Genomic DNA, 23,955 nt, shown 5'->3' on the forward strand with positions numbered 1-23,955 from the left:
GAAAGACAAAGCAGGATCGTAAAATGCACACCCGCCACAGGCAATAAAAAACGCGAGCCGAAGCTCGCGTTTTCGCAAACAAGTCAGACGACGTGTTAGGCAGCCACGGCAGCCTTGCGGGCCGGCAGCTTTTCCTTGATACGCGCGGACTTGCCCGAACGCTCACGGAGGTAGTACAGCTTGGCGCGACGTACATCACCACGGCGCTTCACTTCGATGGCAGCAACCAGCGGGGAGTAGGTCTGGAAGGTACGCTCAACACCGGTGCCGGAAGAAATCTTGCGGACGATGAAGGAGCTGTTCAGGCCACGGTTACGCTTGGCGATGACTACGCCTTCGTAAGCCTGCAGACGCTCGCGGTTGCCTTCCTTTACCTTCACGCTGACGACAACGGTGTCACCAGGTGCGAATTCCGGAACGGTTTTGCCCAGACGAGCGATTTCTTCTTGTTCGAGTTGTTGCAGCAGATTCATTGCTTTACTCCAATCGATGCTTGTTCCTTCTGCCCCGCGGTCTGGGGAGAGCCGGCTTGGTCACCGTGCTCCGCCTTGAATTCGGCCAGAAGACGAGCTTCTTCTTTGCTAAGTGGACGCTGTTGCAGCAAGTCCGGACGTCGCAACCAGGTGCGCCCCAGCGCCTGCTTTAACCGCCAGCGTCGGATGTTGGCATGATTTCCCGAAAGCAGCACTTCCGGAACCGCCATGCCGCGGTATTCCACGGGACGGGTGTAATGCGGGCAATCCAGCAGCCCGTCCGCAAACGAATCCTCTTCCGCACTCGCCGCGGTGTTCAACACCCCGGGCCAGTGCCGGCTGATCGCATCGATCAGCACCATCGCGGGCAGTTCGCCGCCCGACAGTACATAATCACCGATCGAAATTTCTTCATCAACATGCCGTGCAATCACGCGCTCATCGATGCCTTCATAACGCCCACACAGCAATACCAGGCCGGGTTTACTCGCCAAATCCAGCACCTTCCGGTGCGTCAGCGGCATACCCTGAGGGGAGAGATAAACCGTCCACGGCTTTACCCCACACTCACCTTGGCGGGCCTTGGCGCTTTCCAGCGCACTTTCCAGCGGCTCGGGAATCATCAGCATACCCGGGCCTCCACCGAACGGACGATCATCCACCGTGCGGTAGTTGTTGGTCGCGAAATCACGCGGATTCCACGCCTGCAAATCAAAAATGCCGAGTTCAACGGCTCGGCGGGTCACGCCAAAACGGGTCACGGCATCGAACATCTCCGGGAACAGCGTCACGACATCGAACAGCCGGCGTTGCACTTGCGCAACACCACCGTCAGTAGTCAAGGCCCCAGTCCACGGTAATGCAGTGCGCCGGCTGATCAACCGTCAGCACCACCGCCGCAACAAAAGGCAGCAGGCGCTCGGTCTTGCCATCGCGCACGACCAGTACGTCGTTGGCACCGGTTGCCAGCAACTTGACCACTTCACCCAGCGCTTCGCCCCGGGTGTTCACGACCTGCATGCCGATCAGATCGGTCCAGTAGAACTCATCATTATCCAGCTCCGGCATGGCACTGCGCGGCACCGCAATGGTGCAGCCACGCAAGGCATGCGCCGCGTCACGCTCAGCCACACCTTCCAGCTTGGCCGACAGTTTCTTGGCATGCGACTGTCCCTGCTCGAGGGTATACGCCTGCCACTGGCCATCACGCCCCAGCCACCAGGTCTGGTAGCCGAACAGACTGTCTGCGTACTCGGTATCGGCCATGACATTGACCCAACCATGCACGCCAAAAGCCCCGCTGATATAGCCCATCGACACCAGATCATCTGGTGCCGGTGCGCTCGCGTTCAGTCGGGGCTGTTGGGATTTCAGCACAGTCTAGGCTCAGGCAGCCTTGTAGCCTTTCAGCAGATTGGCAACCGTGTCGGACACTTGCGCGCCCACGCCTTGCCAGTAGCTAACGCGGTCCATTGCGAAACGCAGACCTTCGGTACCTTCCGGAGCAACCGGATTGTAGAAACCAACACGCTCGATGAAGCGACCGTCACGACGGTTGCGGGAATCGGCAACAACGATGTTGTAGAACGGGTTGTGTTTGGCGCCACCACGGGCAAGACGAATAACGACCATAGCTGAAAATCCAGTATTCAGGTTTGCACGAAACCCGCGATTATCCGCGAATTCAATCCGGCAGGCAAGCCTTGTTGCACACCCACCGATCCGAAAACGGTTACATCCCCGGCAGCATGCCCTTCATGCCACGCATCAGCTTGGCCATGCCGCCCTTGGAGAACTGCTTCATCATTTTCTGCGTCTGCTCGAATTGATTCAGCAGACGATTGACTTCCTGCACCGGCACGCCAGCGCCCGCCGCAATCCGGCGCTTGCGGGATGCCTTGATGAGCTCGGGTTTCTGGCGCTCTTGCGGGGTCATTGAATTGATGATGCCCTCGATGCGCGCCACCGCCTTGTCGGTCACCTGCCCGGTTGCCGCAGCACTGAGCTGCCCGGGCAGTTTATCCAGCAGAGCCCCCATCCCCCCCATCTTTTTCATCTGCTGGATCTGCGCCTTGAAATCCTCCAGGTCGAAGCCCTTGCCGGATTTGACCTTCTTCATCATGCGCAGGGCTTCGGCCTCATCAACCGTCTTCTGCACATCCTCGATCAGCGATAGCACATCGCCCATGCCGAGAATGCGGCTTGCCAGACGGTCGGGGTAAAAAGGCTCCAACCCGGTGAGCTTTTCCGCAACACCGATGAACTTGATGGGCTTGCCGGTAACCTGACGCACAGAAAGCGCCGCACCACCACGGGCATCACCATCCATCTTGGTCAGCACCACCCCCGTCAGCGGCAGCGCTTCACTGAATGCCTTGGCGGTATTGACCGCATCCTGCCCCTGCATGGCATCGACAACGAACAGTGTCTCAACCGGCTTGACTGCCGCGTGCAGCGCCTGGATTTCCTGCATCATGGCTTCGTCAATAGCCAGTCGCCCCGCCGTATCGACAATCAGCACATCATGAAAATGCCGCTTGGCATGATCCAGCGCTGCCAGCGCAATATCCACCGGCTTTTGCGCAACATCAGACGGAAACCACTCAACCTCGATTTGCGCTGCCAGTGTTTTCAGCTGCTCGATCGCCGCGGGACGATAGACGTCTGTCGAGACCAGCAGCACGCGCTTTTTCTGGGACTCTTTCAGCAACTTGGCCAGCTTGCCGGACGTCGTCGTCTTGCCAGCCCCCTGCAGACCCGCCATCAGTACGATGGCGGGCGGCTGCGCAGCAAGATTGAGCGCATCATTTTGCTGCCCCATGAGACGGGTCAACTCTTCATGCACCACCCCGATAAAGGCCTGTCCGGGAGTCAGACTACCGACGACCTCTCGCCCCTGAGCCCGCAGCTTGACGTCCGCCACGAATTGCTTGACCACCGGCAGCGCCACATCGGCCTCCAGCAAGGCCATGCGCACCTCCCGCATGGCATCCTGAATATTGTCCTCAGTCAGCCGGGCATGGCCGCGCAGGTTCTTCACGACACCGGAAAGACGTCCGGAGAGATTTTCAAACATGGGCAAGTCCTGTCAAAAACGGGAGCACTTCACCAGGACACGGCCCGGCAACGCTCTGTTACTATGCATACTTCCGCCATTCTACCTTGAAGCAGCTTCCGTGACTTGGTTTGCACTGATCGCACTCATCAGCTACAGCGCTTTATGCTGGCGATATAGCTCAGCCCTGCGCACCCCTGCCGCAACGCCCGCCAGCAAGGCCATGACTTTGACCCTGGGACTGGCAATGGCCTGCCACACGCTCTATCAGCTGGGAAATTTCTACAGTTACCCGTGGCACTTCGGCGCAGCCGAGGCACTAAGCCTGACCGGATTGTTATCGATCCTTCTCTATTTTTCCCTGCGCCCCATTCTGCAACTCAAGGGTATTGAATATCCCCTGTGCGCATTCAGTGGATCAGCACTGGCGCTCAGCCTGCTATTACCTACCGGGCACCCGATCAACCCTCAGCAGGAATGGCTGGTCAAGCTTCACTTTGCCACGGCGGTATTATCACAGCCATTGCTGATCAACGCAGCGGGAATTGCCCTGTTAATCAAATTCAGTGACCGGCGCCTGCATCACCCGCACCGACTTGGTGCACTGCAAAACCTGCCTCCAGTACTAACCCTCGAGCGCTTGCTGTTCTTGATTGTATCCATCACCTTTGTCACTCTGACCATTACCCTGGGAAGCGGCATCGCCCACCTCAGCCAGTCAAGCCACAGCGGCGGACTCCTGAATCACAAAGTGTTATTTTCTTTGGCCGCATGGCTCACACTGGCCGCCCTGCTATTCGGCCACCACCGCCTTGGCTGGCGCGGCAGAAAAGCCGCCAACCTGACACTCACGGGGACAGTTCTGTTATTGCTTGGCTACATTGGCAGCCGTCTTGTACTCGAGGCCATCCTGCGCCGCTGAGAATCACAAGTATTGCAAAGTTGACTCATTACGCCCCTCGCGGGTTATGCCTTGCTGTAATCATTCTGCTAGACTGAAACGAAGCATTGTATTTGCCGGCATTTTGCCCGCAGTCAACTGAAGCAATTTCTTGCCGCGGAGACGCATACCCCCATGAGCGCAGCACCACTTTCTGGCCTGGCCAGATTACTGGTTCAGCACGGCCGTCTGAACGAGGCAGACGCTATCGCGCTGCAATCCGCCGCAACCACCGCAAAAAGCAGTTTTGTCGAACAGCTGCGTTCAAGCAAAAAACTGAGCGCCGGAGAAGTTGCAGAATTTTCCGCCCAGACTTTTGGCTATCCCCTGCTAGACCTCTCCCAGTTTGATCCGAGCTACGTTCCGCCGGGCGTGCTGGACAACAAGATCATGACCGCGCAACGGATTGTTCCGCTCTACAAGCGCGGCAATGCCAAGCTCTTTATCGGCATATCAGACATTACCAATCTGCAGGCAATCGAAGAAGTGCGCTTCCAGACTGGCCTGCAGGTCGAACCGATTGTCGTCGAAGACGACAAGCTGGCCAAACTGCTGGACCAACTGGTCGAAGCGAGCGGAGCAAAACTCAAAGACCTGATGGTTGATGAATCATCGCTTGATATTTCGAGCGGTGACGAGCCACAGGAAGAAGCAGCCAATGCCGAAGTTGATGACGCCCCCATCGTCAAATACATCCAGAAAGTACTGATGGATGCCATCCAGGAAGGGGCCTCCGACATTCACTTCGAGCCCTATGAGAAATTCTACCGAATCCGTTATCGCAAGGACGGCATTCTGCGCGAAGTAGCGCAACCTCCCCTGGCAATTCGCGACAAGATCGCCTCGCGCATCAAAGTCATTTCCAAGCTCGACATCTCGGAAAAGCGCATTCCGCAAGATGGCCGGATGAAGCTGGTACTGAGCAAGAACCGCGCAATTGACTTCCGGGTATCCACTTTGCCAACCCTGCATGGCGAAAAAATCTGTATGCGGATTCTGGACCCGTCATCCGCCACCCTCGGGATTGATGCACTCGGGTATGAACCGGACCAAAAGCAAGCCCTGCTGGACGCCGTGCATCGCCCATATGGCATGGTGCTGGTTACCGGCCCGACCGGTTCCGGCAAAACGGTATCACTCTATACTTGCCTGAACATCCTGAACGAACCCGGCATCAACATCTCGACTGCAGAAGATCCAGCCGAAATCAATTTGGCGGGCATTAATCAAGTCAACGTGAACGACAAAGCAGGACTGACCTTCTCCTCCGCACTGAAAGCATTCCTTCGCCAAGATCCAGACGTGATCATGGTGGGGGAAATCCGGGATCTGGAAACAGCAGACATTGCGATTAAGGCCGCACAAACTGGCCATATGGTCTTCTCGACCCTGCACACCAATGACGCACCAGGCACCCTCACCCGCCTTATGAACATGGGTGTTGCACCATTCAATATCGCCTCTTCAGTTATCCTGATTACCGCCCAGCGACTCGCCAGACGACTTTGCAGCTGCAAAGCACCGGTCGAAATTCCACGCGAAGCACTGTTACAGGCTGGATTCAAGGAAGAAGAACTGGACGGCAGCTGGACACCATACCGCCCTGTTGGCTGCGACATCTGCAAAGGCTCCGGCTATAAAGGCCGCGTAGGCATTTACCAGGTCATGCCCATCTCGGATGAAATGAACCGCATCATCATGAAGAACGGCACCGCCATCGATATCGCGGATCAGGCTCGTCGCGAAGGAGTTCGCGATTTGCGAACCTCTGGCCTGTGGAAAGTCCGCCAAGGCATGACCTCGCTCGAAGAAATCATGGCCTGCACCAACGAGTAAACCAACGCATAACCGCTAGGAAAATTTATGGCTACCCCGAGAAAAGCCCCAGTGATCAAGGAATTTACCTTCCAGTGGGAAGGCAAAGACCGCACAGGAAAAACCGTGCGCGGTGAAATGCGTGCCGCCGGAGAGAATTTGGTACGCAGCACGCTGCGCCGCCAGGGCATCAATGTCGTGCGTATCAAGAAGCAACGCATGAGCACAGGCCGCTCGATCAGCGAGCAGGACATCACCATGTTCACGCGACAGATGGCCACCATGCTTAAATCTGGCGTACCATTACTCACCGCCTTTGACATCGTCGCCAAAGGCCACAGCAATCCCTCGGTGACCAAGTTGCTGATGGAGATCAAAACCGATATTGAAACCGGCTCCTCTCTCACTACCGCCTTCAGAAAACACCCGAAGTACTTCGATGCCCTGTATTGCAACCTGGTCCAGGCAGGCGAGCAGGCTGGTATTCTGGACGCCCTGCTCGCGCGGCTAGCCACATACAAAGAAAAAATTCTCGCCGTAAAGAAAAAAATTAAATCGGCGATGTTCTACCCAACCGCAGTTATTGTCGCCGCCTTCGTCATCACTGCGGTAATCATGATTTTCGTCATCCCCACCTTCAAGGAGCTCTTTGAAGGCTTTGGCGCCGAACTCCCTGGCCCGACGCAAATCGTCATCAATATTTCCGATGCATTTATCAATTACTGGTACCTGATTTTTGGTGGGATTGGTGGGGGCATTTATGCCTTCCTGACACTCTGGAAACGCAGTGAAACCATGCAAATTGCCATGGATCGATGGCTACTGAAACTACCAGTCGTAGGAGAAATCATACGCCAGGCCACCATTGCACGCTGGGCCCGAACCTGCGCAACCATGTTCGCCGCAGGCGTACCGCTTGTTGAGTCACTGGATTCGGTCGGGGGCGCCTCGGGCAACTACGTTTATCGCATCGCCACAAAGAAGATTCAATCCGAGGTCAGCTCAGGCACCAGCCTGACCATCGCAATGCAGAACAGCAATGTCTTCCCCAATATGGTTCTGCAAATGGTTTCGATCGGCGAAGAATCAGGCTCGCTCGACGCTATGCTAGGCAAAGTGGCCGACTATTATGAAGATGAAGTAGATAACGCAGTTGAAGCGATGTCCAGCCTGATGGAGCCCATTATCATGGTCGTATTGGGCACACTGATCGGCGGCCTTGTTATTGCAATGTACTTGCCAATCTTCAAAATGGGTGCCGCCGTTGGTGGTTGATAATGCCCCCCCCCCCCTTGTCGCATTCGGGGCGCTGATTGCTCTTCTGGGTCTGTGCATTGGCAGCTTTCTGAACGTAGTCATTCACCGGCTCCCCATCATGATGGAGCGCAACTTCCGTCATGAATGCAGCCTGCTTGATCAGGAACCCGCAGAGGAAAGCGCGCCCGCTGAGCGCTACAATCTCTGCACCCCCCGCTCAGCCTGCCCCAAGTGCGGCCACCAGATCTGCGCACTGGAGAATATCCCGGTGATCAGCTGGTGCATGCTAAGGGGCAAATGCCGCAACTGTCGCAGCCCAATCAGTCCGCGTTACCCGGCAGTCGAATTGCTGACGGGCATCATTTCCGGATTACTGGCCTGGCAACTCGGCCCCGGGATTCCTCTGGCCGGTGCATTGGTATTTTGCTGGTTCCTGATTGCCCTCACGTTCATTGATCTTGACACCTATCTGTTGCCGGACGACTTGACCCTGCCCTTGCTGTGGTGTGGCCTTCTGATCAATCTCCAGGGGACATTCTGCAGCCTAGGCGCCGCTGTCGTCGGTGCTGCAGCCGGCTATTTACTACTGTGGTCCGTGTACTGGTTGTTCAAACTGGCGACCGGTAAAGAGGGCATGGGTTATGGGGACTTCAAACTACTTGCTGCACTTGGCGCATGGCTGGGATGGCAAAGTCTGCCAGGCATTCTGCTGCTATCGTCTTTGTCTGGCGCGATTATTGGCATCGTCACCGCATTAAGCCGAGGACGCAGCCTCAGCAAGCCAATTCCTTTTGGCCCTTATCTTGCCATAGCTGGCGCGATTTCCATGTTTGGCGGCCAATATGTGCAGCAACTGTTCTTCCCGACATAAGAAATGCTGATCGTCGGCATGACTGGCGGCATCGGCAGTGGCAAATCGACTGCGGCCGAGCTTTTTGCCAAACAAGGGGCTCCGGTTATTGATGCAGACCAGATCGCCCACCAACTGACAGGCAAAGCAAGCCCGGCCACCGAATCCATCGCAAAACAACTGGGCGAGCATTGGCTCGACAAGCATCGGGCGCTGAACAGAAGCTATGCCAGGCAGCAGATTTTCACCGATCCGCAGCTAAAGGCGCGACTCGAGCAGATACTTCACCCGCTCATCCTGAGCAGAATTCAAGACTGGTTGGCCGAGCAAACCTTTCCCTACGCCATCATTGTTGTACCCTTGCTGCTGGAGATCCCATCATTTCACGCACTTGCACAGCGAAGCTTGCTGATCGACTGCCCAGAAGCACTGCAGATACAGCGCGTAGCAGCCCGTAGCGGCCTATCCACCGAGGAAATCCAGCGCATCATTGCCAGCCAGATGCCGGCAGAGGATAAACGCCAATTGTGCAGCGATATCATCAGCAACCAAGGGAGTGTTGATACGCTGCGAAAAGCCATAGAAACGTTGCACGAGCGCTATTTATTACTAGGGAAAGCCTGACATGGGTTTTCAAATCGCTGACCTTGCTGCAGAATTGCGCATCATCCCAAGGTGACCTCACCGTGATCAGCTACGAATTCCCTGTCAACGAACGCATCCGCACCCTGCTGCGCCTAGAGAAGCTCTACGAGCGCACACAGCTGTATGCCGGCAAGGAACACGCTCAGGATCACCATACCGCCTTGCTGGGTATCTTTGAAATCATGGAAGTCGCCAGCCGCGCGGATCTTAAGTCAGACCTGATCCAGGAACTCGATCGCCAGCGACAAGCACTTGCCGCCCTGCGGAACAACCCGCAGATTTCCGAAGAGGCGCTCGAACGGGTTCTGCAGGATATCGAAAGTACTCACGCCAAACTGCTCGACATGACCGGCAAGTTTGGCCAGTACCTGCGCGAAAACGAATGGCTGATGGCGATCAAGCAGCGCGTTACCATTCCGGGCGGCGCATGCGAATTCGACCTCCCCTCCTACCACTACTGGCAAGAACAAGCACCGGAACGCCGCGTTGCCGATCTGGAGCGCTGGCTAAGCCCGCTACTACCGATCAAGCACGGCATCGACATCGTCCTGCGGCTGCTGCGCGATTCGGCGCGCACCTCCCATTTCGTTGCCAAGCAAGGCAATTTCCAGCAAATGTCCGGGGGCAAAACCGTTCAGCTGCTGAAAATCATGCTGCCCGGTGACACGCCTGCCGTACCCGAACTCTCCGCCAATCGCTACGCAATCAATATCCGCTTTGTAGTTCCATCCACCTCCGGCGAACGCTCGCGGCAAATTGAAGCGGACATCCCCTTCACACTGGCGTATTGCAACCTTTGACCCTGCAACATTAGCTTCATCGCAGCGCAATCAGCCCGTCACACGTACCAGCTACTGTCTCCGCATCACAAGGAGAACCTGCCATGCTGGAACTGCACGCATCACGCCCGGCCCGCAACCTTGATCAACTCAAGACCCGGCTTGCCGAACACCCTGATGATATTCTTGCGGCCCAGAAACTGCGATACCGGGTCTTTGCCGATGAGATGGGAGCCCGCCTGAATACGCGACACCCCGGAATTGATCAGGATTTTTTTGACAGCTATTGCGAGCACCTGCTGGTGCACGACGAACACAGCGGGGAAGTCGTCGGCACTTACCGCATTCTCCCCCCCCATCAGGCACGCAAAGTCGGCTCGTATTACAGTGAAACGGAATTCGACCTCACCCGGCTGCAGCATCTGCGTCACCAGATGGTTGAACTGGGTCGATCCTGTGTACATCCCGACTACCGCTCCGGCGCCACGATTGCCATGCTGTGGAGCGGACTGGCCGAATACATGCATCGCAACCGTTTTGAATACCTCATCGGCTGCGTGAGTGTATCGTTACGGGATGGCGGTCAGCTGGCGACGGCCTTGCGCCACCACATGCTGGATAAAGCTCATGCACCAATAGAGTGGCGAGTTTTTCCTCGCCACCCGCTTAGCCTGCTACCCGGGCGGCAGGATCTCGCGTCACTGGATGTTCCGCCACTGGTCAAAGGCTATTTGCGTGCCGGAGCCATGGTCTGCGGTGAACCTGCCTGGGATCCAGACTTCAATACGGCGGACTTCCTGATGATACTACCCATGAGCCGGCTCAATCCGCGCTATGCGCGCCACTTTTTGCGCTCATGACCCCCTCCGTCAGCCCAGTCATGCGCAACATGGTGAAAGCCGGTAGACTTGCCTGCATGTCGACCCTGCTCTCCACCCGAATCATGCTTCGACCTCACCGGGGCACCATTGCGCTGGGCCGGCTTTGCGCACTGATGTTGCACCTGCTGAAAGGCCTGTGGCTGACATGCACCCGCTACCCCAGACTAGAACGTGCTGAGCAAGCCGCATTGTTGCAACGCTGGTCCCGCCAGCTACTGGCCACGCTCGGCATAGAGGTACGCCTGCGCGGCCAACTGCCTGCGCAAATGGCGACATGCGGCCAGCTGATTGTGGCCAACCACATTTCGTGGCTGGACATCTTCGCCATCAATAGCTGCCGGCCCTCACGTTTTGTCGCCAAATCGGAAATCCGCAACTGGCCGCTGATCGGCACGCTGGTTACACGGGCAGGCACACTGTACATCGAACGCGGACGGCAGCGCGCCACCCGCGACACCAAGCAAATCCTTGATCAGCACCTGTGCAGCGGTGACTGCATCGCGTTTTTCCCGGAAGGCACCACCAGCGACGGCAGCCAGCTCAAGCCATTCCGCGGCGGACTAATCCAGTCCGCCCTGGATCACGGGGTTGCCATCCAGCCCGTCCTGCTGCAGTACCGCAACCAGCATGGCCTACGCAGCATGGCTGCAGCCTATATCGACGACGTTTCCCTGCTTTCCTGCATCTGGCAACTGGCATACGAGCCGCGCACCATTGTCGAGCTGGAGTTCCTCGCGCCGCGTAGTGGCCTGCCGCAATCGCGCAAGGAAATCACCCGGTTGATCGAAGAAGAAATGCGCCAGTCCTTGCAAGCCTGCTAAGCGGACGCGGAATACCCCGGAATACCCCGATTGGCCAACTGGTCGGCTCGCTCGTTGAATTCATGCCCGGCATGCCCCTTGACCCAGCGCCAGTCTATTTCGTGGCGCGCCTGAGCCGCATCAAGTGCCTGCCACAGCTCGGCATTCTTTACCGGCTTGCGGTCTGCCGTTTTCCAGCCGTTACGCTTCCAGCCATGAATCCACGTCTGGATACCGTTCTTCACATACTGGGAGTCCGTCCAGAGTGTAATGCGGCAAGGGCGGGTCAGCGCATTGAGCGCGGAAATGACCGCCTGCAACTCCATGCGGTTATTGGTCGTCTGCGGCTCGCCGCCGAACAATTCCTTTTCCTGGCCATTGCAGCGCAGCAGTGCTCCCCAGCCGCCAGGCCCGGGATTGCCCTTGCAGGCACCATCGGTATAGATCTCAACTTCAGTCAAAGGGTATATCCTTAAGAATCAATATTCACACAGAGTACAGCAACATACCCAAACTAAAGAAGGTCACCGCGATCCTCTGCAACCGGAACCGGCGTCACACCAGCGGCTCCGATCCGGCGCCAGGCTGGCTCGATGATGCACATCCCCCGCACCCGTTTCACCACATCCAGGCAATACACCCCGCCGCCACCAGGCCACCAGCGATCCCCCGCCACATCAAGCAACCGGCTGCGTTCAAGCCAGCGCCCTCGCTGCACCGGCAGGCGATAACACAGGAAATCGTCCTGCATCACCTCCAGCCCCAGCAGCGCCAGCCAGTCCTTCAGTCGCGGCAACGGCAGAAAGTGCCCCTGCCAGGGCGGGGACTCACCTGGCTGCAGGCGGCGCAAGCCCCAGAGACTCCACGGATTGAAACCGGTCAGCAGCAGTCGCCCCTCCGGAACCAGCACCCGATCCGCCTCGCGCAGCACGCCGTGCGGATCCTCGGCAAAATCTAGTACATGCGGCAACACCAGCAGATCCAGGCTCTGGCTGGCAAACGGCAGTGCGTGCGCAAGACAGTGCACCGCTACACTCCCCCGGTCTGCCACCGCACAGCGCCAGCTGATGCGGTTCGCGCGCAAGGCATCCAGCCCCGGCAACTGCAGCTGGACGGCCCGGTAGCCAAACAGATCCACGCTACGCTGGTCATACCACGCGCTCTCCGACTGCAATACATACTGCCCCAGCGGGGTAGTCAGCCAGCTGGCGAACTGTTCAAATGCCTGCTTTGTATTCATCGGGGAACGCATCCATGCTGACGGTCAGTGCAGTACCAGCCTTCACCGACAATTATATCTGGGTTTTGCATAAGCACCGCCAGGCGATTGCGGTCGACCCGGGCGATGCCGAAACGCTGCTGGACTGGCTCACCCAACATCAGCTCACCCTCAACGCTGTACTGGTTACCCACCGCCATGCCGATCACATCGGCGGACTAGCCCGGTTGCAGCAGCACTATCCGGCACTCACGATCCATGGCCCCCAGGGTATCCCCGGCATCACGCATGCGCTGCATGATGGCGAAGCGCTGGATTGCCTTGGACTGGAAATGCGCGCCATCCACACGCCAGGCCACACACGCGAGCATCTCTGCTTTTACGGTGACGAGATGCTGTTCTGTGGCGATACCCTGTTCGGCGCTGGCTGCGGACGCATGCTGGACGGCCCCATGCCGGATGCCTTCCATCAGTCACTGCAGCGCTTGGCGCAGCTACCCCCGAACACTCGCATCCATTGCGCGCACGAATACACGCTGAACAACCTGCACTTTGCCCGTAACGCCGAGCCCAACAACCCGCTCATCCTTGCTCGCCTCGCCACGGTGAGTGCGCAACGCGCTCAGGCACGCCCCAGCCTGCCTTCACGGCTTGCCGACGAACTGGCAACCAACCCGTTTCTGCGCCTGGAAAGCCCCTCCATCCAGCAGCAACTGCGTCAGCGCGGCATCGCGGACAGTGATCCGGCCGCCCTCTTTGCTGCGCTGCGCCAATGGAAAGACCACTTTTCCTGATTGCCGGCAGACTCCAGCATTGACGCCATTGACAGCCCTATTTAACATCTGTGACATTTTGTTTCTGTTGCGAGCGACTCCATGCGCATCCGGCTACTAGCTCCGCTGATCGGCGCCTATCTTGCCGCCGCCCCTCTGGCCGCGTTTGCCGAAAGCAGCGTCATTCGGCTTGATTACCAGCTGCATTCGCAAACCCAGCTCACGCCGGACACGCTCGCAGTACGGGACGCCCTGTTCGGCGGCAGCGATAACAGCGTGCGCTACGACGACCTCTGGGCTCGCATCCGTTCGGGCTTCCAGATCCCGGAACTGGATCACCCGCTGGTCGAGAAATGGGAGAACTACTACGCGGATCGTCCCGACTACCTGAACCGGATCGTTGATCGCGGCAACCGTTATCTGTACTTCGTGGTCGATGAGGTCGAAAAACGCGGCATGCCGATGGAGATTGCGCTGCTGCCGATGATCGAATCCGCCTACAACCCGCGCGCCGAATCACCGGCGCGTGCCGCCGGCATGTGGCAGTTCATTCCGGAAACCGGCAAGCATTATGGGCTGGAGCGCACCTGGTGGTATGACGGCCGCCGCGATGTCGTTGCTGCTACCGGTGCAGCACTGGACTATCTGGAAACATTGCACGGCATGTTCGGTGACTGGCAACTGGCACTGGCCTCCTACAACTGGGGGGAAAATGCGGTCAAACGCGCGGTAGACCGCAACGCTGCCGCCGGTCTGGCCACCGGTTTTGCCGACTTGCGCATGCCGGATGAAACACGTAACTACGTTCCGAAACTGCTGGCCATCCGCAACATCATCGCCAATCCGGCGGCATATGGCGTGGCGTTGCGCAGCATTCCCAACCAGCCCTACTTCGCCACCGTGCGCCCCGGCAAACACATGGACGTCAAGGTAGCCGCCGAACTGGCCCAGATCCCCGTCGACGAGCTACTGCGGCTGAATCCGGGTTTCATCCGCCCGGTCATCGCGCACAAGGATGATCGGGTATTGGTACTCCCCCAGGATAAGGTGGGCGTCTTCCAGGAAAATCTGCGCATCTACGACAAGCCCTTGCTGAGCTGGCAACCCTACGTCACGCAGAATGGCGAAAATATCGATACGCTGGCCTCGCGCTTTGGCATTTCCGCGGATGAACTGCGGGACATCAACGAAATCAACGAGAAGAGCACACTAGCCCGCGGGCAAACGATCCTGGTACCCAAAGTCGATCATCTCGATGTTTCCGACCGGCAAACCCTCGCCGCGCTGTCAGCCAATCGCCAGGCTGAACCTGTCGACACCGGCATCAACGACACCCCGCGCAAAGTCCAGTTAGCCCAGCGTGGCGAGCGCCCGGAGAGCAGCGCGGGCACCTACCGGGTTACCAAGGGGGACACGGCATACAGCGTCGCCCGCCGTTACGGCATGACCGTCGAGGAACTGCAGAAGCTCAACGGCATGAAAACCGCCCAGCTCAAGCCCGGTCAGTCGCTCAAGGTTGCCGGCAGCACGCAGGCTCGCCCCCCGCAACGCAAGGGTGACAACGACACGCAAAAATACGTCGCCAAACGTGGCGACACCTATAGCTCGATTGCCAAACGCTACAATGTCGCTACCGCCGACCTGTTGCGCTGGAACAATGTCAGCCGCAAGTCAACCTTGCAGCCCGGCACCCTGCTGGTCATCAACAACTAGCATGGCATCGCCGCCCAAAAACAAACCCCGCAATGCGCGGGGTTTGTTTTTGCCTGCATGCGCCCTTCAGCGCGGCGGAGAAGTCCGCTGGGGCTTGAGCTCGCGATCCACTGCCAGCCACTTGGCGTGATGCTCGCGAATCAGCACCACCGCGTCTTCTACCGTATCAACCACCACCGGGATGTGCATATCCACCGGGCTGGCCAGGCCTGCGCCGTTCTTGACCATATAGAGATCGGCCCAATCGACCAGTTCGCGCCACATTTCGCCGACTAGGATCAGTGGCGTGTCGTAGAGCTTGCGCACCTGCAATAGCTGCCAGACCATCGACAGCTCAAGCAGCGTCCCGATTCCGCCCGGTGTCACAATGAATGCATTGGAACGCATGATGAAGTGGTGCAGCCGCGAGAAAAAGGTTTTGTGCTCGAACACGTGGCCGACAAAGTCATTCACCTCCTGTTCGAAGTCGAGATCAATGCGGATACCCACCGACGCCTCCGGATGGTCGGGCGCGCCATGGCAGGCTCCTTCATTGGCCGCCTGCATCAGCCCTGGCCCCCCGCCAGTGACGATGCGGCAGCCCATGGCCGCCAGTTCGCTGGCCAGCTGCTTGACGGCTTCATAGGCCGGCGTGGCCTCCTGGATGCGCGCCGAGCCAAAAATGGTGACATGGTATTCGGGAGTATGCGCCGGACGCAGACGGGACAGCTCGTCCACGGTATCCCAGAGACGCAAGACGGCATTGCTGACAATCCTGAGCGCCTCGTCGTCGTCAATGACGCCAATCGGTTTGTTATAGGAATTGATCATGGCTGCTCTTCTTTTCCAGGTTGATGACCCGAACCCCTGCTCGAGCCTCTCTTCGATGGTAGGCGCTTGGTGAGCTCACTGGCAAGTTGCCAGCTTACTGTAGCGGCAGATGATTGGCAGGCAGCCCCGAGCCGGCGATAATGTCGGGTTGCTTAAGCGCCTCTGCCGCACATGCCCGTCGAGACTCACGCCCCATTACCGCTTCGCCCCCCTCGCCCGCGCTGGGGCTGGCTGACCGCCAGCCTGGTTCTTGTTGTCTGCATGGGGCTGGGCCTCCAGCACTGGCTGGGCTGGAGTGGCTGGCTGCTGACCGGCATCCTGGCCGAGCACGCCTATCCGCACCAGGAAGCACGCTTCCACGACTGGCGCGCAGCCTGCGGTGCAATGATCCTGTTTTGCGGCATCCTGATCGGTGAAGGCCTGCTGCGCACCAGCGGCGAACCACTGCTGACCGCCTGGCTCGCCGGCAGCCACAGCGCGGCAACTCGCGCCATCGGCCTGCTATTGCTGCTTGGCACCCTGATTGTCGCAATCCCGCTCTGGCGCCTGCGCAGCTGGTCGCAGATCGCCGAAACAGTCGGCCTGCTATTCGAAGACGCCACCCACTCCTTGCTGGCCCGCTTTGGCACCGGCGGCGACCAGCCCCCGCTGCCGCCCGCACCCAGCACGCAGAACCAAATCCCCGTTAGCCACATTCAAGACCTGCCGCCAGCCGCCCCGGCCCAAGCACTCGTCACGACAGCGCCACCACTCAAGCAACTGGCACCTGCTGCGCCCGCACCTGCACCACTCCCCCCTCAACCCGCGGTGCGCAACGAGCCCGAACCGGCACTGATTACCCGGGCAGAACTGGCACGCCCCGCTCCGCACGGCGAGCCGGAAGAAGTACAGCCCGCGCATCCGCGTCGCCCCTTGCCGCTGATCGATCACCAGCAGATCGTCCGCAATATGGAACAGGTAAGCCGCAGCCGCCGCGGCAGCGCCCCGGCCAGCAGATCCTCCGCCGCCGCACAGCCCACCCTGCCACTGATTGATCCCAGCGAGGTACGCCAGCGACTGGACGCAATCCACGGTCGCCGCCCGGGCACACCCAATACCCCAACCCCCGTCAAGTCTGCGGCGGCATCCATTAAAGCTAGCAGCCCGATACCCCCGAAGCGGGAAATCACATCGGTCAAAGCCATGGCCTCGCAGGCAGAGACGGCTGTCGTAGACACCCCGCTCCCTGCGCCGCTGGCCCTGCTGCCACAAGAGCCGATCACCCCTCCGCTGTATGGCGATCTGATCAGCGCACCGGCGCATGCGACACTGGAGCTCGCCCCTCCTGCCCTGCCCGATGACCTCCCGCTCGACCCACCTTCCCCCGGCGTAACGGAACTGGCACAAGCTCGCGAGAACCCGTCACAACCACAGGTGCACCAACCGGCCCCGCCAACAGACGACGCCGAGCTGCTTCCGCCCTGGCCCACCATTGATGAACTCCTACCCCCCAAAGCCGCGACGCCGATCGCCCAGCCGGAGCCCATCGCCATTCAACCCCCGCCAGCCATCGCTACCCCGCAGGCACCGGCCTTTGACAAGCCCGCCACCGAACACACACCGGTCTTCACCCTGATCGAACAGGCTACACCGGCCGTGTCGCCCCCCCCCCCTCCGGTGACCAGCCTGCTGCCGCGACATTACTACGACGACAGCATCCTGCCGCCGCTGGATCTGCTGCAGGCCGCCAGTCAGCAATTGCTGCGCATGAGCGATGACGAGCTGATCGAGCGTGGCATCGTCATCGAAGAAAAGCTCGCCGAGTTCAAGGTGAAAGCCAGCGTACTCGACGCCATCGCTGGCCCCGTCGTCACCCGCTACGAAATCGAGCCGGCCACTGGCGTGCGCGGCAGCCAGATCGTCAACCTGATGAAGGATTTGGCCCGCGCGCTGGGGCTGGTGTCGATCCGCGTGGTGGAAACCATCCCCGGCAAGACCTGCATGGGACTGGAGTTGCCGAACCCGACCCGGCAGATGATCCGCCTCTCGGAAATCCTGCGCGATGAGGTGTTCGCCGGCTCGCACTCCAAACTCACCCTGGCGCTCGGCAAGGACATCACCGGCAAGCCCATCGTCACCGATCTGGCCAAGGCGCCGCACCTCTTGGTCGCCGGCACCACCGGCTCGGGCAAGTCGGTCGGCGTGAACGCGATGATCCTGTCGATGCTCTATAAGGCGACGCCGGACGAAGTGCGCTTCATCATGATCGACCCGAAGATGCTGGAGCTGTCCATCTACGACAACATCCCGCACCTGCTGGCGCCGGTCGTCACCGACATGAAACTGGCGGCCAATGCGCTGAACTGGTGCGTGGCGGAGATGGAAAAGCGCTACCGGCTGATGAGCCATCTCGGCGTGCGCAATCTGGCCGGCTACAACGCCAAGATCAAGGACGCGGAAAAGCAGGGCCAGAAGCTCACCAACCCATTCACACTGACGCCGGATAATCCGGAGCCGCTGGAGCACCTGCCCTTCATCGTGGTGGTAGTCGACGAGTTTGCCGACCTGATGATGGTGGCCGGCAAGAAGATCGAGGAATTGATCGCCCGTTTGGCGCAGAAGGCGCGCGCGGCCGGCATCCACCTGATCCTCGCCACCCAGCGGCCGTCGGTGGACGTGATCACCGGGCTGATCAAGGCCAATATCCCAACGCGCATCGCGTTTCAGGTGTCGAGCAAAGTGGACAGCCGCACGATTCTCGACCAGATGGGCGCGGAGGCGCTGCTGGGTCAGGGCGACATGCTCTACCTGCCGCCGGGTACCGGCTACCCGCAGCGCGTACACGGCGCCTTTGTGGCCGACGACGAGGTGCATCATGTGGTCGAATACCTGAAGCAGTTCGGTGAACCGGATTACGTCGACGGCATCCTCAATGGCGGCTTTGAGGCCGAAAGCGCAGCGGGCGGATCGGCTGGCGGTGGTGAAGGTAGCGATGAAAGCGACCCGCTGTATGACGAAGCCGTGGGCTTCGTGCTGAAAAGCCGCCGGGCATCGATCTCCAGCGTGCAGCGGCAGCTACGGATCGGCTACAACCGTGCCGCGCGACTGATCGAGCAGATGGAAGCCGCCGGACTGGTGAGCCCGATGGAAAGCAACGGCAACCGCACGGTGCTGGTGCCGTCGCGCGAGTAATACCCAAGCCCATATACACCCGTATGCCATCAAAAAAATGGCCTACAGCCCGATACCCACTATGCAGCATTAACTGCATGGAGCAGCCCGATGAAACTCGCCCTTGCCCAGATCAACCCCGTCGTCGGCGACCTCGCCGGCAATACCGCGCTGATTTTCGCCGCCGCTGAGGCCGCCCGCGCCGCTGGCGCCGACATCATCGTCACGCCCGAACTGGCGCTCACCGGCTACCCGCCGGAAGACCTGCTGCTGCGCCCGAGCTTTCTGGCGGAGTGCAAACAGAAACTCGGCGAATTCATCGACCGGCTGGACGGCATCACGCTGGTCGTCGGTCATCCGCATGCTGCCGGTGACGAGGTCTTCAATGCGGCAACCGTCATTCGCGACGGCAATGTGCTGGGGCGCTATGAAAAAATGCTGCTGCCCAACGACGCGGTGTTCGATGAGGTGCGCTACTTCACCCCCGGCTTTGCGCCGCTGGTCTTCGAGCAGGGCGGCACGAAGGTCGGGGTCGCAATCTGCGAGGACATCTGGGACACCGAGCCGGCGGCCGCCGCTGCCGATGAAGGCGCCGAACTGCTGCTGGTGCTGAATGCCTCGCCCTTCCACCGTGCCAAGGAAGCCACCCGCCAGCAGGTGGTACGCGAGCGCGTCGAGGAAACCGGCATGGCCATCGCCTACTGCAATCTGGTCGGCAGCCAGGACGAACTGGTATTCGACGGCCAGTCCTTCGCGCTGAACAAGGCCGGCGAGGTGGTGGCGCAGGCCGCCGGCTTTGCCAGCGAGCAGCTGCTGCTCGACTACGTGGCTGGCGACCTGCAGGCGGCCAGCCGCGCGGACGATCTCGCCGACGAAGAAGCCGTGTATCGCGCGCTGGTGCTCGGCGTGCGGGATTACATAGGCAAGAACGGCTTCCCCGGCGTGCTGCTGGGCTTGTCGGGCGGTATCGATTCGGCACTGACGCTGGCGATTGCCTGCGACGCGCTCGGCGCCGACAAGGTGCATGCAGTGATGATGCCGTCGCGCTACACCGCCGATATTTCCGTCGACGATTCGCGCGAGATGATCGCGCGCCTTGGCTGCAAGTATTCCGAAATCGAAATCTGGCCGATGTATGAAGCATTCATGGCCGGGCTGGCGAATGAATTCGCCGGCCGTGAGATGGACACGACCGAGGAAAACCTGCAAAGCCGCATCCGGGGCACGCTCCTGATGGCGCTGTCGAACAAGACCGGCAAGCTCGTGCTGACCACGGGCAACAAGTCGGAAATGACCACCGGCTACGCCACGCTGTACGGTGATATGGCCGGTGGCTTTGCCGTGCTGAAGGATGTGGCGAAAACGCTGGTGTACCGCCTGTCCAACTGGCGCAACCAGACCAGCGCCTACCAGCAGGCCAGCGTGATTCCCGAACGCATCATCACCCGCCCGCCGTCGGCCGAGCTGCGCCCGGACCAGAAAGACCAGGACAGCCTGCCGGATTATGCAGTGCTGGATGCCATCCTCGCCATGTATGTCGAGGAAAACCGCAGCATCGCCGACATTATCGCGGCAGGCTATCCGGAAGCCGACGTGAAGAAGGTCGTGCGCCTCTTGAAGATCAACGAATATAAACGCCGCCAGGCACCGGTCGGCCCCAAGGTCACCCAGCGGGCCTTCGGCAAGGACTGGCGCATGCCGATCACCAGCCACTATCTGGCCTAAGGGTTTTCCTCTAGTGACACGCCGGGATGCCTATGCACCCGGCATGTCATCGGACTGTCACCGGCATTTGCTACTGTAAGGTCTTACAGTTCCGTGACATCTCCGAGGGTATGAGCACCACTGCCAGCGCCGACGCCATCCGTAGCACCCTGCTCGCCATCCTGCACGAGCAACGCCTGTCCGCCCTGTTCCAGCCGATCGCCGCACTGCATGAGGGGCGCATTTTCGGCTACGAAGGCCTGATCCGCGGCCCGACCGACAGCGATCTGCACAGCCCGCTCGCGCTTTTTCAGGCCGCGGAGCGCTGCGCCCTGCTACCCGAACTGGATCGGGCGTGCCGGCACACCATTATCCGGGCCTTTGCCACTGCCGGCCTGCCCGGCAAGCTGTTCCTCAACATCAACCCACAATGCCTCATTCCGCCGTCCTACCGGCCCGGCGAAACGCTCGCGCTGCTGCAGGAATACGGGCTGCCCGCCCAGCGCGTGGTCATCGAGCTCACCGAAACCCAGCCGATCGCCTGCTATGAGGCACTGCTCACTGCCGTACGGCAGTATCGCAGCCAGGGCTTCCGCATTGCGCTGGATGATCTGGGTGAAGGGTTTTCCTCGCTGCGGCGCTGGTCGGAGCTGAAACCCGAATTCGTCAAGATCGACAAGTACTTCATTCAGGGCCTCAATAGTGATGCCCAGAAACGCCAGTTCGTCCGCTCCATCCAGCATATTGCACTGAACACCGGCACCCAGGTGATTGCCGAGGGCATCGAGACCAGCCATGAACTGGATGAAGTCCGGCGTATCGGCATCAGCCTCGGCCAGGGTTACCTGCTGGGCAAACCCCAGCCCCGGCCTGCCGGCGCACTGGGTTATCACGATCTGGCCAAGCCGCGCCTGGCCAGCCGCTCGGCCATGACTGCGGGCAGCTTGCTGGTACAGGTACCGACGGTGACCCCGGAAGTTAGCAACACCATAGCGGCGGAATTGTTTGCCCGCTACGACGAGCTGCAAGGCCTGCCGGTAATCGATGGCGGCCGGCCAGTCGGACTACTCAAGCGCCAGGACCTGCTGAATCTGTTTGCCCGTCCATACGGACGGGAACTGCATGGCCAGCGCCCCTGCGCAACATTGATGGATACGACGCCACTGCAAGTCGAGCACACCCTCAGTCTGCAGGAGCTCTCGCTCATCGTCAGCTCGGGCGAACACCGGCATCTGGCCGATGGTTTTATCCTGACCGATCAGGGGCGTTACCTGGGAATGGGCACCGGCCGGGATCTGATGCGCGCCATTACGGAGCTGCAGATTACGGCCGCGCGCTATGCCAATCCGCTGACCGGACTACCGGGCAACCGGCCAATTCAGGAGCACATCCAGAGCCTGCTGGATGACGCGCAGAGCTTTGTAGTCATCTACGCAGACCTGGATCACTTCAAGCCGTTCAACGATCTTTATGGCTATGCCAGCGGCGATGAATTGCTCAGAATGACCGGCGAACTGCTGCAACAACTTGCAGCGACGGAAGACGACTTCATCGGCCACATTGGCGGTGACGATTTTGTCCTGGTATTGCAGAGTGCTGACTGGCAGGAGCGCTGCCAGGCCTGCCTGAATGATTTTGCCCAGCTGCTGCGCGCCGTGGTACAGCAAGAACACTGGCGCGCCGGCGGCTATATTTCACACGACCGCAACAACCAGCAGGTCTGGCACCCACTGGTCAGCCTGTCATTGGGCGCGGTCACCATTCAGGGTGGATTGTTCCACTCGCATCTGGAGGTTGCCAGCGCCGCCAGCTCAGCGAAAAGCATGGCCAAGCGCGAACAGGGCAGCTCGCTGTTTATCGAACGGCGCCAGCACACAGATTGCCGCACGGCGGCAAGCCTCGTGCAGGCGCCAATCGCCGCCTAACCGCGCAAGCGCTCCAGCGACCAGCCCAGTTGCATTTCCTCATTGGCGAGCTCGAGCAAGGGCAGGAGGGTATGCATCAAGGAAGGCAGGTGATCCCGGACCTCTGCATGCATACCCTTATGCAGCATTACCAGGGCCTCGGCGACAAGCGGCGTCGCCGTACGTACAGCAGTGACATCCGGCATGATGACCCGGTCACTGCCGCTCTCGCCATGCAAACGGCTGGTTGCGACGCCAATCAAAGCGGTCGCCGATTGCGCATCATCATGCCAAGAATTGGCAACCGAAAAACTGCCGCTGATGTGCAGTTGTTCGGAACGGAAATTGATGCGGGCATTGGCAAGTGCCAGACGCAAGCGCTCCGCGAGCGTACGCGCTTCGGTCAGCGTAGTCGCCGGCGAAACGACCGCAAATTTGGCACCATCGAGAAACGCCAGCGTATCCTCCCGACGCAGCTTGGCTTCGAGCAGCTTGGCCAGCAATGCCAGCATCTGCTGGGAGGCGCGTTCACCCATCTTGTCGCGCAGTCCCTGGAAATGATCGACCTCCAGCAGGATCAGGGTGACTTCGCCGTTATGCCGCAAGGCGAACGCCAGAGATTGCTCAAGTTGCAGCATCAGCAGATTGGTAGAGCCTACACCGGTGGTCTGATCGGTCAGCGCCTGCTGCTCCTGCAGCGCACGACTGGCATCGAGTTCGCGGCGGGTAATGGCCAACTCCAGGTTGGCCTTCACCCGCGCCAGCATTTCGCTGCGATCCGCTGACTTGCTCACAAAATCATTGGCACCGCGATCGACACAACGCTGCCGGGTTTCTTCGTCCTCTTCGCCCGAAATGATGATGATGGGCAGGTGCCGGTAGCGCGCCTCCGGCTGTTCACGGATTCGCGACAGCAAGCCCAGGCCATCGAGTTCCGGCATGGTCAGATCGGAAATGAGCAGACTCACCTCCTCATCGGACTGCAGGCGTCGCCAGCCGGCCTCGCCATCCGCCTCCTCGATCAGGTCGTAGGCCTCACCCAGGTGCTTGCGTATCGTCGCCCGCACGATGCGCGAATCATCAACGATGAGAATGCGAGGACGATGGTTCAGATCTTGCGTTGCGGTCATCTCAATGCCTTCCTGTACGCGTCCTTGCCAATCTAGCACAATCCGACGCACGGTCAC

The 23,955-nt window shown here is 59.7% G+C and carries 22 protein-coding genes; 13 read left to right on the forward strand and 9 right to left on the reverse strand.

The window, feature by feature from the left end; translation table 11 throughout:
* Nucleotides 1–95: 95 nt before the first annotated feature.
* From rplS to ffh, 5 genes are all read right to left on the reverse strand, one after another.
* Entirely contained in the window at nt 96–473 is a 378-nt protein-coding gene (gene rplS, locus INR99_RS06035; protein WP_194115441.1) for a 50S ribosomal protein L19, read from the reverse strand.
* Nucleotides 470–1,276, reverse strand: a complete 807-nt coding sequence (gene trmD, locus INR99_RS06040) for a tRNA (guanosine(37)-N1)-methyltransferase TrmD (RefSeq protein WP_265588316.1) — start codon at nt 1,274–1,276, stop codon at nt 470–472. The genes rplS and trmD overlap by 4 nt, the downstream gene beginning before the upstream one ends.
* A 28-nt stretch (nt 1,277–1,304) precedes the next feature.
* On the reverse strand, nt 1,305–1,850 hold the full coding sequence (gene rimM, locus INR99_RS06045; RefSeq protein ID WP_308431451.1) for a ribosome maturation factor RimM: 546 nt from the start codon (nt 1,848–1,850) through the stop codon (nt 1,305–1,307).
* A gap of 9 nt (nt 1,851–1,859) precedes the next feature.
* Nucleotides 1,860–2,105 (reverse strand): 30S ribosomal protein S16, encoded by a 246-nt coding sequence (rpsP, locus tag INR99_RS06050; RefSeq protein ID WP_194115442.1) that lies wholly within the window; start codon nt 2,103–2,105, stop codon nt 1,860–1,862.
* Nucleotides 2,106–2,205: 100 nt separating this feature from the next.
* Nucleotides 2,206–3,549, reverse strand: a complete 1,344-nt coding sequence (gene ffh, locus INR99_RS06055) for a signal recognition particle protein (protein WP_194115443.1) — start codon at nt 3,547–3,549, stop codon at nt 2,206–2,208.
* Here ffh and INR99_RS06060 point away from each other — a divergent pair.
* From INR99_RS06060 to INR99_RS06095, 8 genes are all read left to right on the forward strand, one after another.
* Complete coding sequence (locus INR99_RS06060) at nt 3,548–4,450, forward strand: cytochrome C assembly family protein (RefSeq protein ID WP_228098120.1); 903 nt, start codon at nt 3,548–3,550, stop codon at nt 4,448–4,450. The two genes, ffh and INR99_RS06060, sit on opposite strands and share 2 nt — an antisense overlap.
* 153 nt (nt 4,451–4,603) lie before the next feature.
* Nucleotides 4,604–6,304, forward strand: a complete 1,701-nt coding sequence (gene pilB / locus INR99_RS06065) for a type IV-A pilus assembly ATPase PilB (RefSeq protein ID WP_194115445.1) — start codon at nt 4,604–4,606, stop codon at nt 6,302–6,304.
* 27 nt (nt 6,305–6,331) lie between these two features.
* The gene (locus INR99_RS06070) at nt 6,332–7,558 is read left to right on the forward strand and encodes a type II secretion system F family protein (RefSeq protein ID WP_194115446.1); all 1,227 of its coding nucleotides are present in this window, start codon (nt 6,332–6,334) and stop codon (nt 7,556–7,558) included.
* 100 nt (nt 7,559–7,658) lie between these two features.
* The gene (locus INR99_RS06075) at nt 7,659–8,411 is read left to right on the forward strand and encodes a prepilin peptidase (RefSeq protein ID WP_308431453.1); all 753 of its coding nucleotides are present in this window, start codon (nt 7,659–7,661) and stop codon (nt 8,409–8,411) included.
* A 3-nt stretch (nt 8,412–8,414) separates the two neighbouring features.
* Nucleotides 8,415–9,014, forward strand: a complete 600-nt coding sequence (coaE, locus tag INR99_RS06080) for a dephospho-CoA kinase (protein WP_228098121.1) — start codon at nt 8,415–8,417, stop codon at nt 9,012–9,014.
* A gap of 62 nt (nt 9,015–9,076) precedes the next feature.
* Entirely contained in the window at nt 9,077–9,835 is a 759-nt protein-coding gene (zapD, locus tag INR99_RS06085) for a cell division protein ZapD (protein WP_194115447.1), read from the forward strand.
* Between the two features lie 83 nt (nt 9,836–9,918).
* Entirely contained in the window at nt 9,919–10,674 is a 756-nt protein-coding gene (locus tag INR99_RS06090) for a GNAT family N-acetyltransferase (protein ID WP_194115448.1), read from the forward strand.
* Nucleotides 10,675–10,757: 83 nt separating this feature from the next.
* Entirely contained in the window at nt 10,758–11,516 is a 759-nt protein-coding gene (locus tag INR99_RS06095; RefSeq protein WP_194115449.1) for a lysophospholipid acyltransferase family protein, read from the forward strand.
* Here the strand turns inward: INR99_RS06095 and rnhA are convergent.
* The gene (gene rnhA / locus INR99_RS06100) at nt 11,513–11,956 is read right to left on the reverse strand and encodes a ribonuclease HI (RefSeq protein ID WP_194115450.1); all 444 of its coding nucleotides are present in this window, start codon (nt 11,954–11,956) and stop codon (nt 11,513–11,515) included. The two genes, INR99_RS06095 and rnhA, sit on opposite strands and share 4 nt — an antisense overlap.
* Before the next feature lie 53 nt (nt 11,957–12,009).
* A complete protein-coding gene (locus tag INR99_RS06105; protein ID WP_228098123.1) occupies nt 12,010–12,735 on the reverse strand; it encodes a class I SAM-dependent methyltransferase in 726 nt (241 codons plus the stop codon).
* Between the two features lie 14 nt (nt 12,736–12,749).
* Between INR99_RS06105 and gloB the strand changes: the two genes are divergently transcribed.
* Nucleotides 12,750–13,508 carry a hydroxyacylglutathione hydrolase gene (gene gloB, locus INR99_RS06110; protein WP_194115452.1) on the forward strand — a complete coding sequence of 253 codons (759 nt, stop codon included), beginning with the start codon at nt 12,750–12,752 and terminating at the stop codon, nt 13,506–13,508.
* 81 nt (nt 13,509–13,589) lie between these two features.
* Nucleotides 13,590–15,200, forward strand: a complete 1,611-nt coding sequence (locus INR99_RS06115) for a LysM peptidoglycan-binding domain-containing protein (protein WP_194115453.1) — start codon at nt 13,590–13,592, stop codon at nt 15,198–15,200.
* 66 nt (nt 15,201–15,266) lie between these two features.
* Here INR99_RS06115 and INR99_RS06120 read toward each other — a convergent pair whose 3' ends face one another.
* Nucleotides 15,267–16,010, reverse strand: coding sequence for an LOG family protein (locus INR99_RS06120; protein WP_194115454.1), 744 nt, complete (start codon nt 16,008–16,010; stop codon nt 15,267–15,269).
* A 171-nt stretch (nt 16,011–16,181) separates the two neighbouring features.
* Here INR99_RS06120 and INR99_RS06125 point away from each other — a divergent pair, with 171 nt between their 5' ends.
* The 3 genes from INR99_RS06125 (at nt 16,182) to INR99_RS06135 (ending at nt 22,789) form a co-directional block, all read left to right on the forward strand.
* Entirely contained in the window at nt 16,182–19,181 is a 3,000-nt protein-coding gene (locus INR99_RS06125) for a DNA translocase FtsK (RefSeq protein WP_228098124.1), read from the forward strand.
* A gap of 90 nt (nt 19,182–19,271) precedes the next feature.
* Nucleotides 19,272–20,885: an NAD+ synthase gene (locus tag INR99_RS06130; RefSeq protein WP_194115455.1), complete on the forward strand. Its 1,614-nt coding sequence runs from the start codon at nt 19,272–19,274 to the stop codon at nt 20,883–20,885.
* A gap of 110 nt (nt 20,886–20,995) precedes the next feature.
* The gene (locus INR99_RS06135) at nt 20,996–22,789 is read left to right on the forward strand and encodes a GGDEF domain-containing protein (protein WP_194115456.1); all 1,794 of its coding nucleotides are present in this window, start codon (nt 20,996–20,998) and stop codon (nt 22,787–22,789) included.
* Here the strand turns inward: INR99_RS06135 and INR99_RS06140 are convergent.
* Nucleotides 22,786–23,898: a response regulator gene (locus INR99_RS06140; protein WP_194115457.1), complete on the reverse strand. Its 1,113-nt coding sequence runs from the start codon at nt 23,896–23,898 to the stop codon at nt 22,786–22,788. The genes INR99_RS06135 and INR99_RS06140 overlap by 4 nt on opposite strands.
* Between the last annotated feature and the right edge of the window lie 57 nt (nt 23,899–23,955).

Source organism: Chitinilyticum piscinae, assembly GCF_015223195.1.
GTDB classification, from domain to species: domain Bacteria; phylum Pseudomonadota; class Gammaproteobacteria; order Burkholderiales; family Chitinibacteraceae; genus Chitinilyticum; species Chitinilyticum piscinae.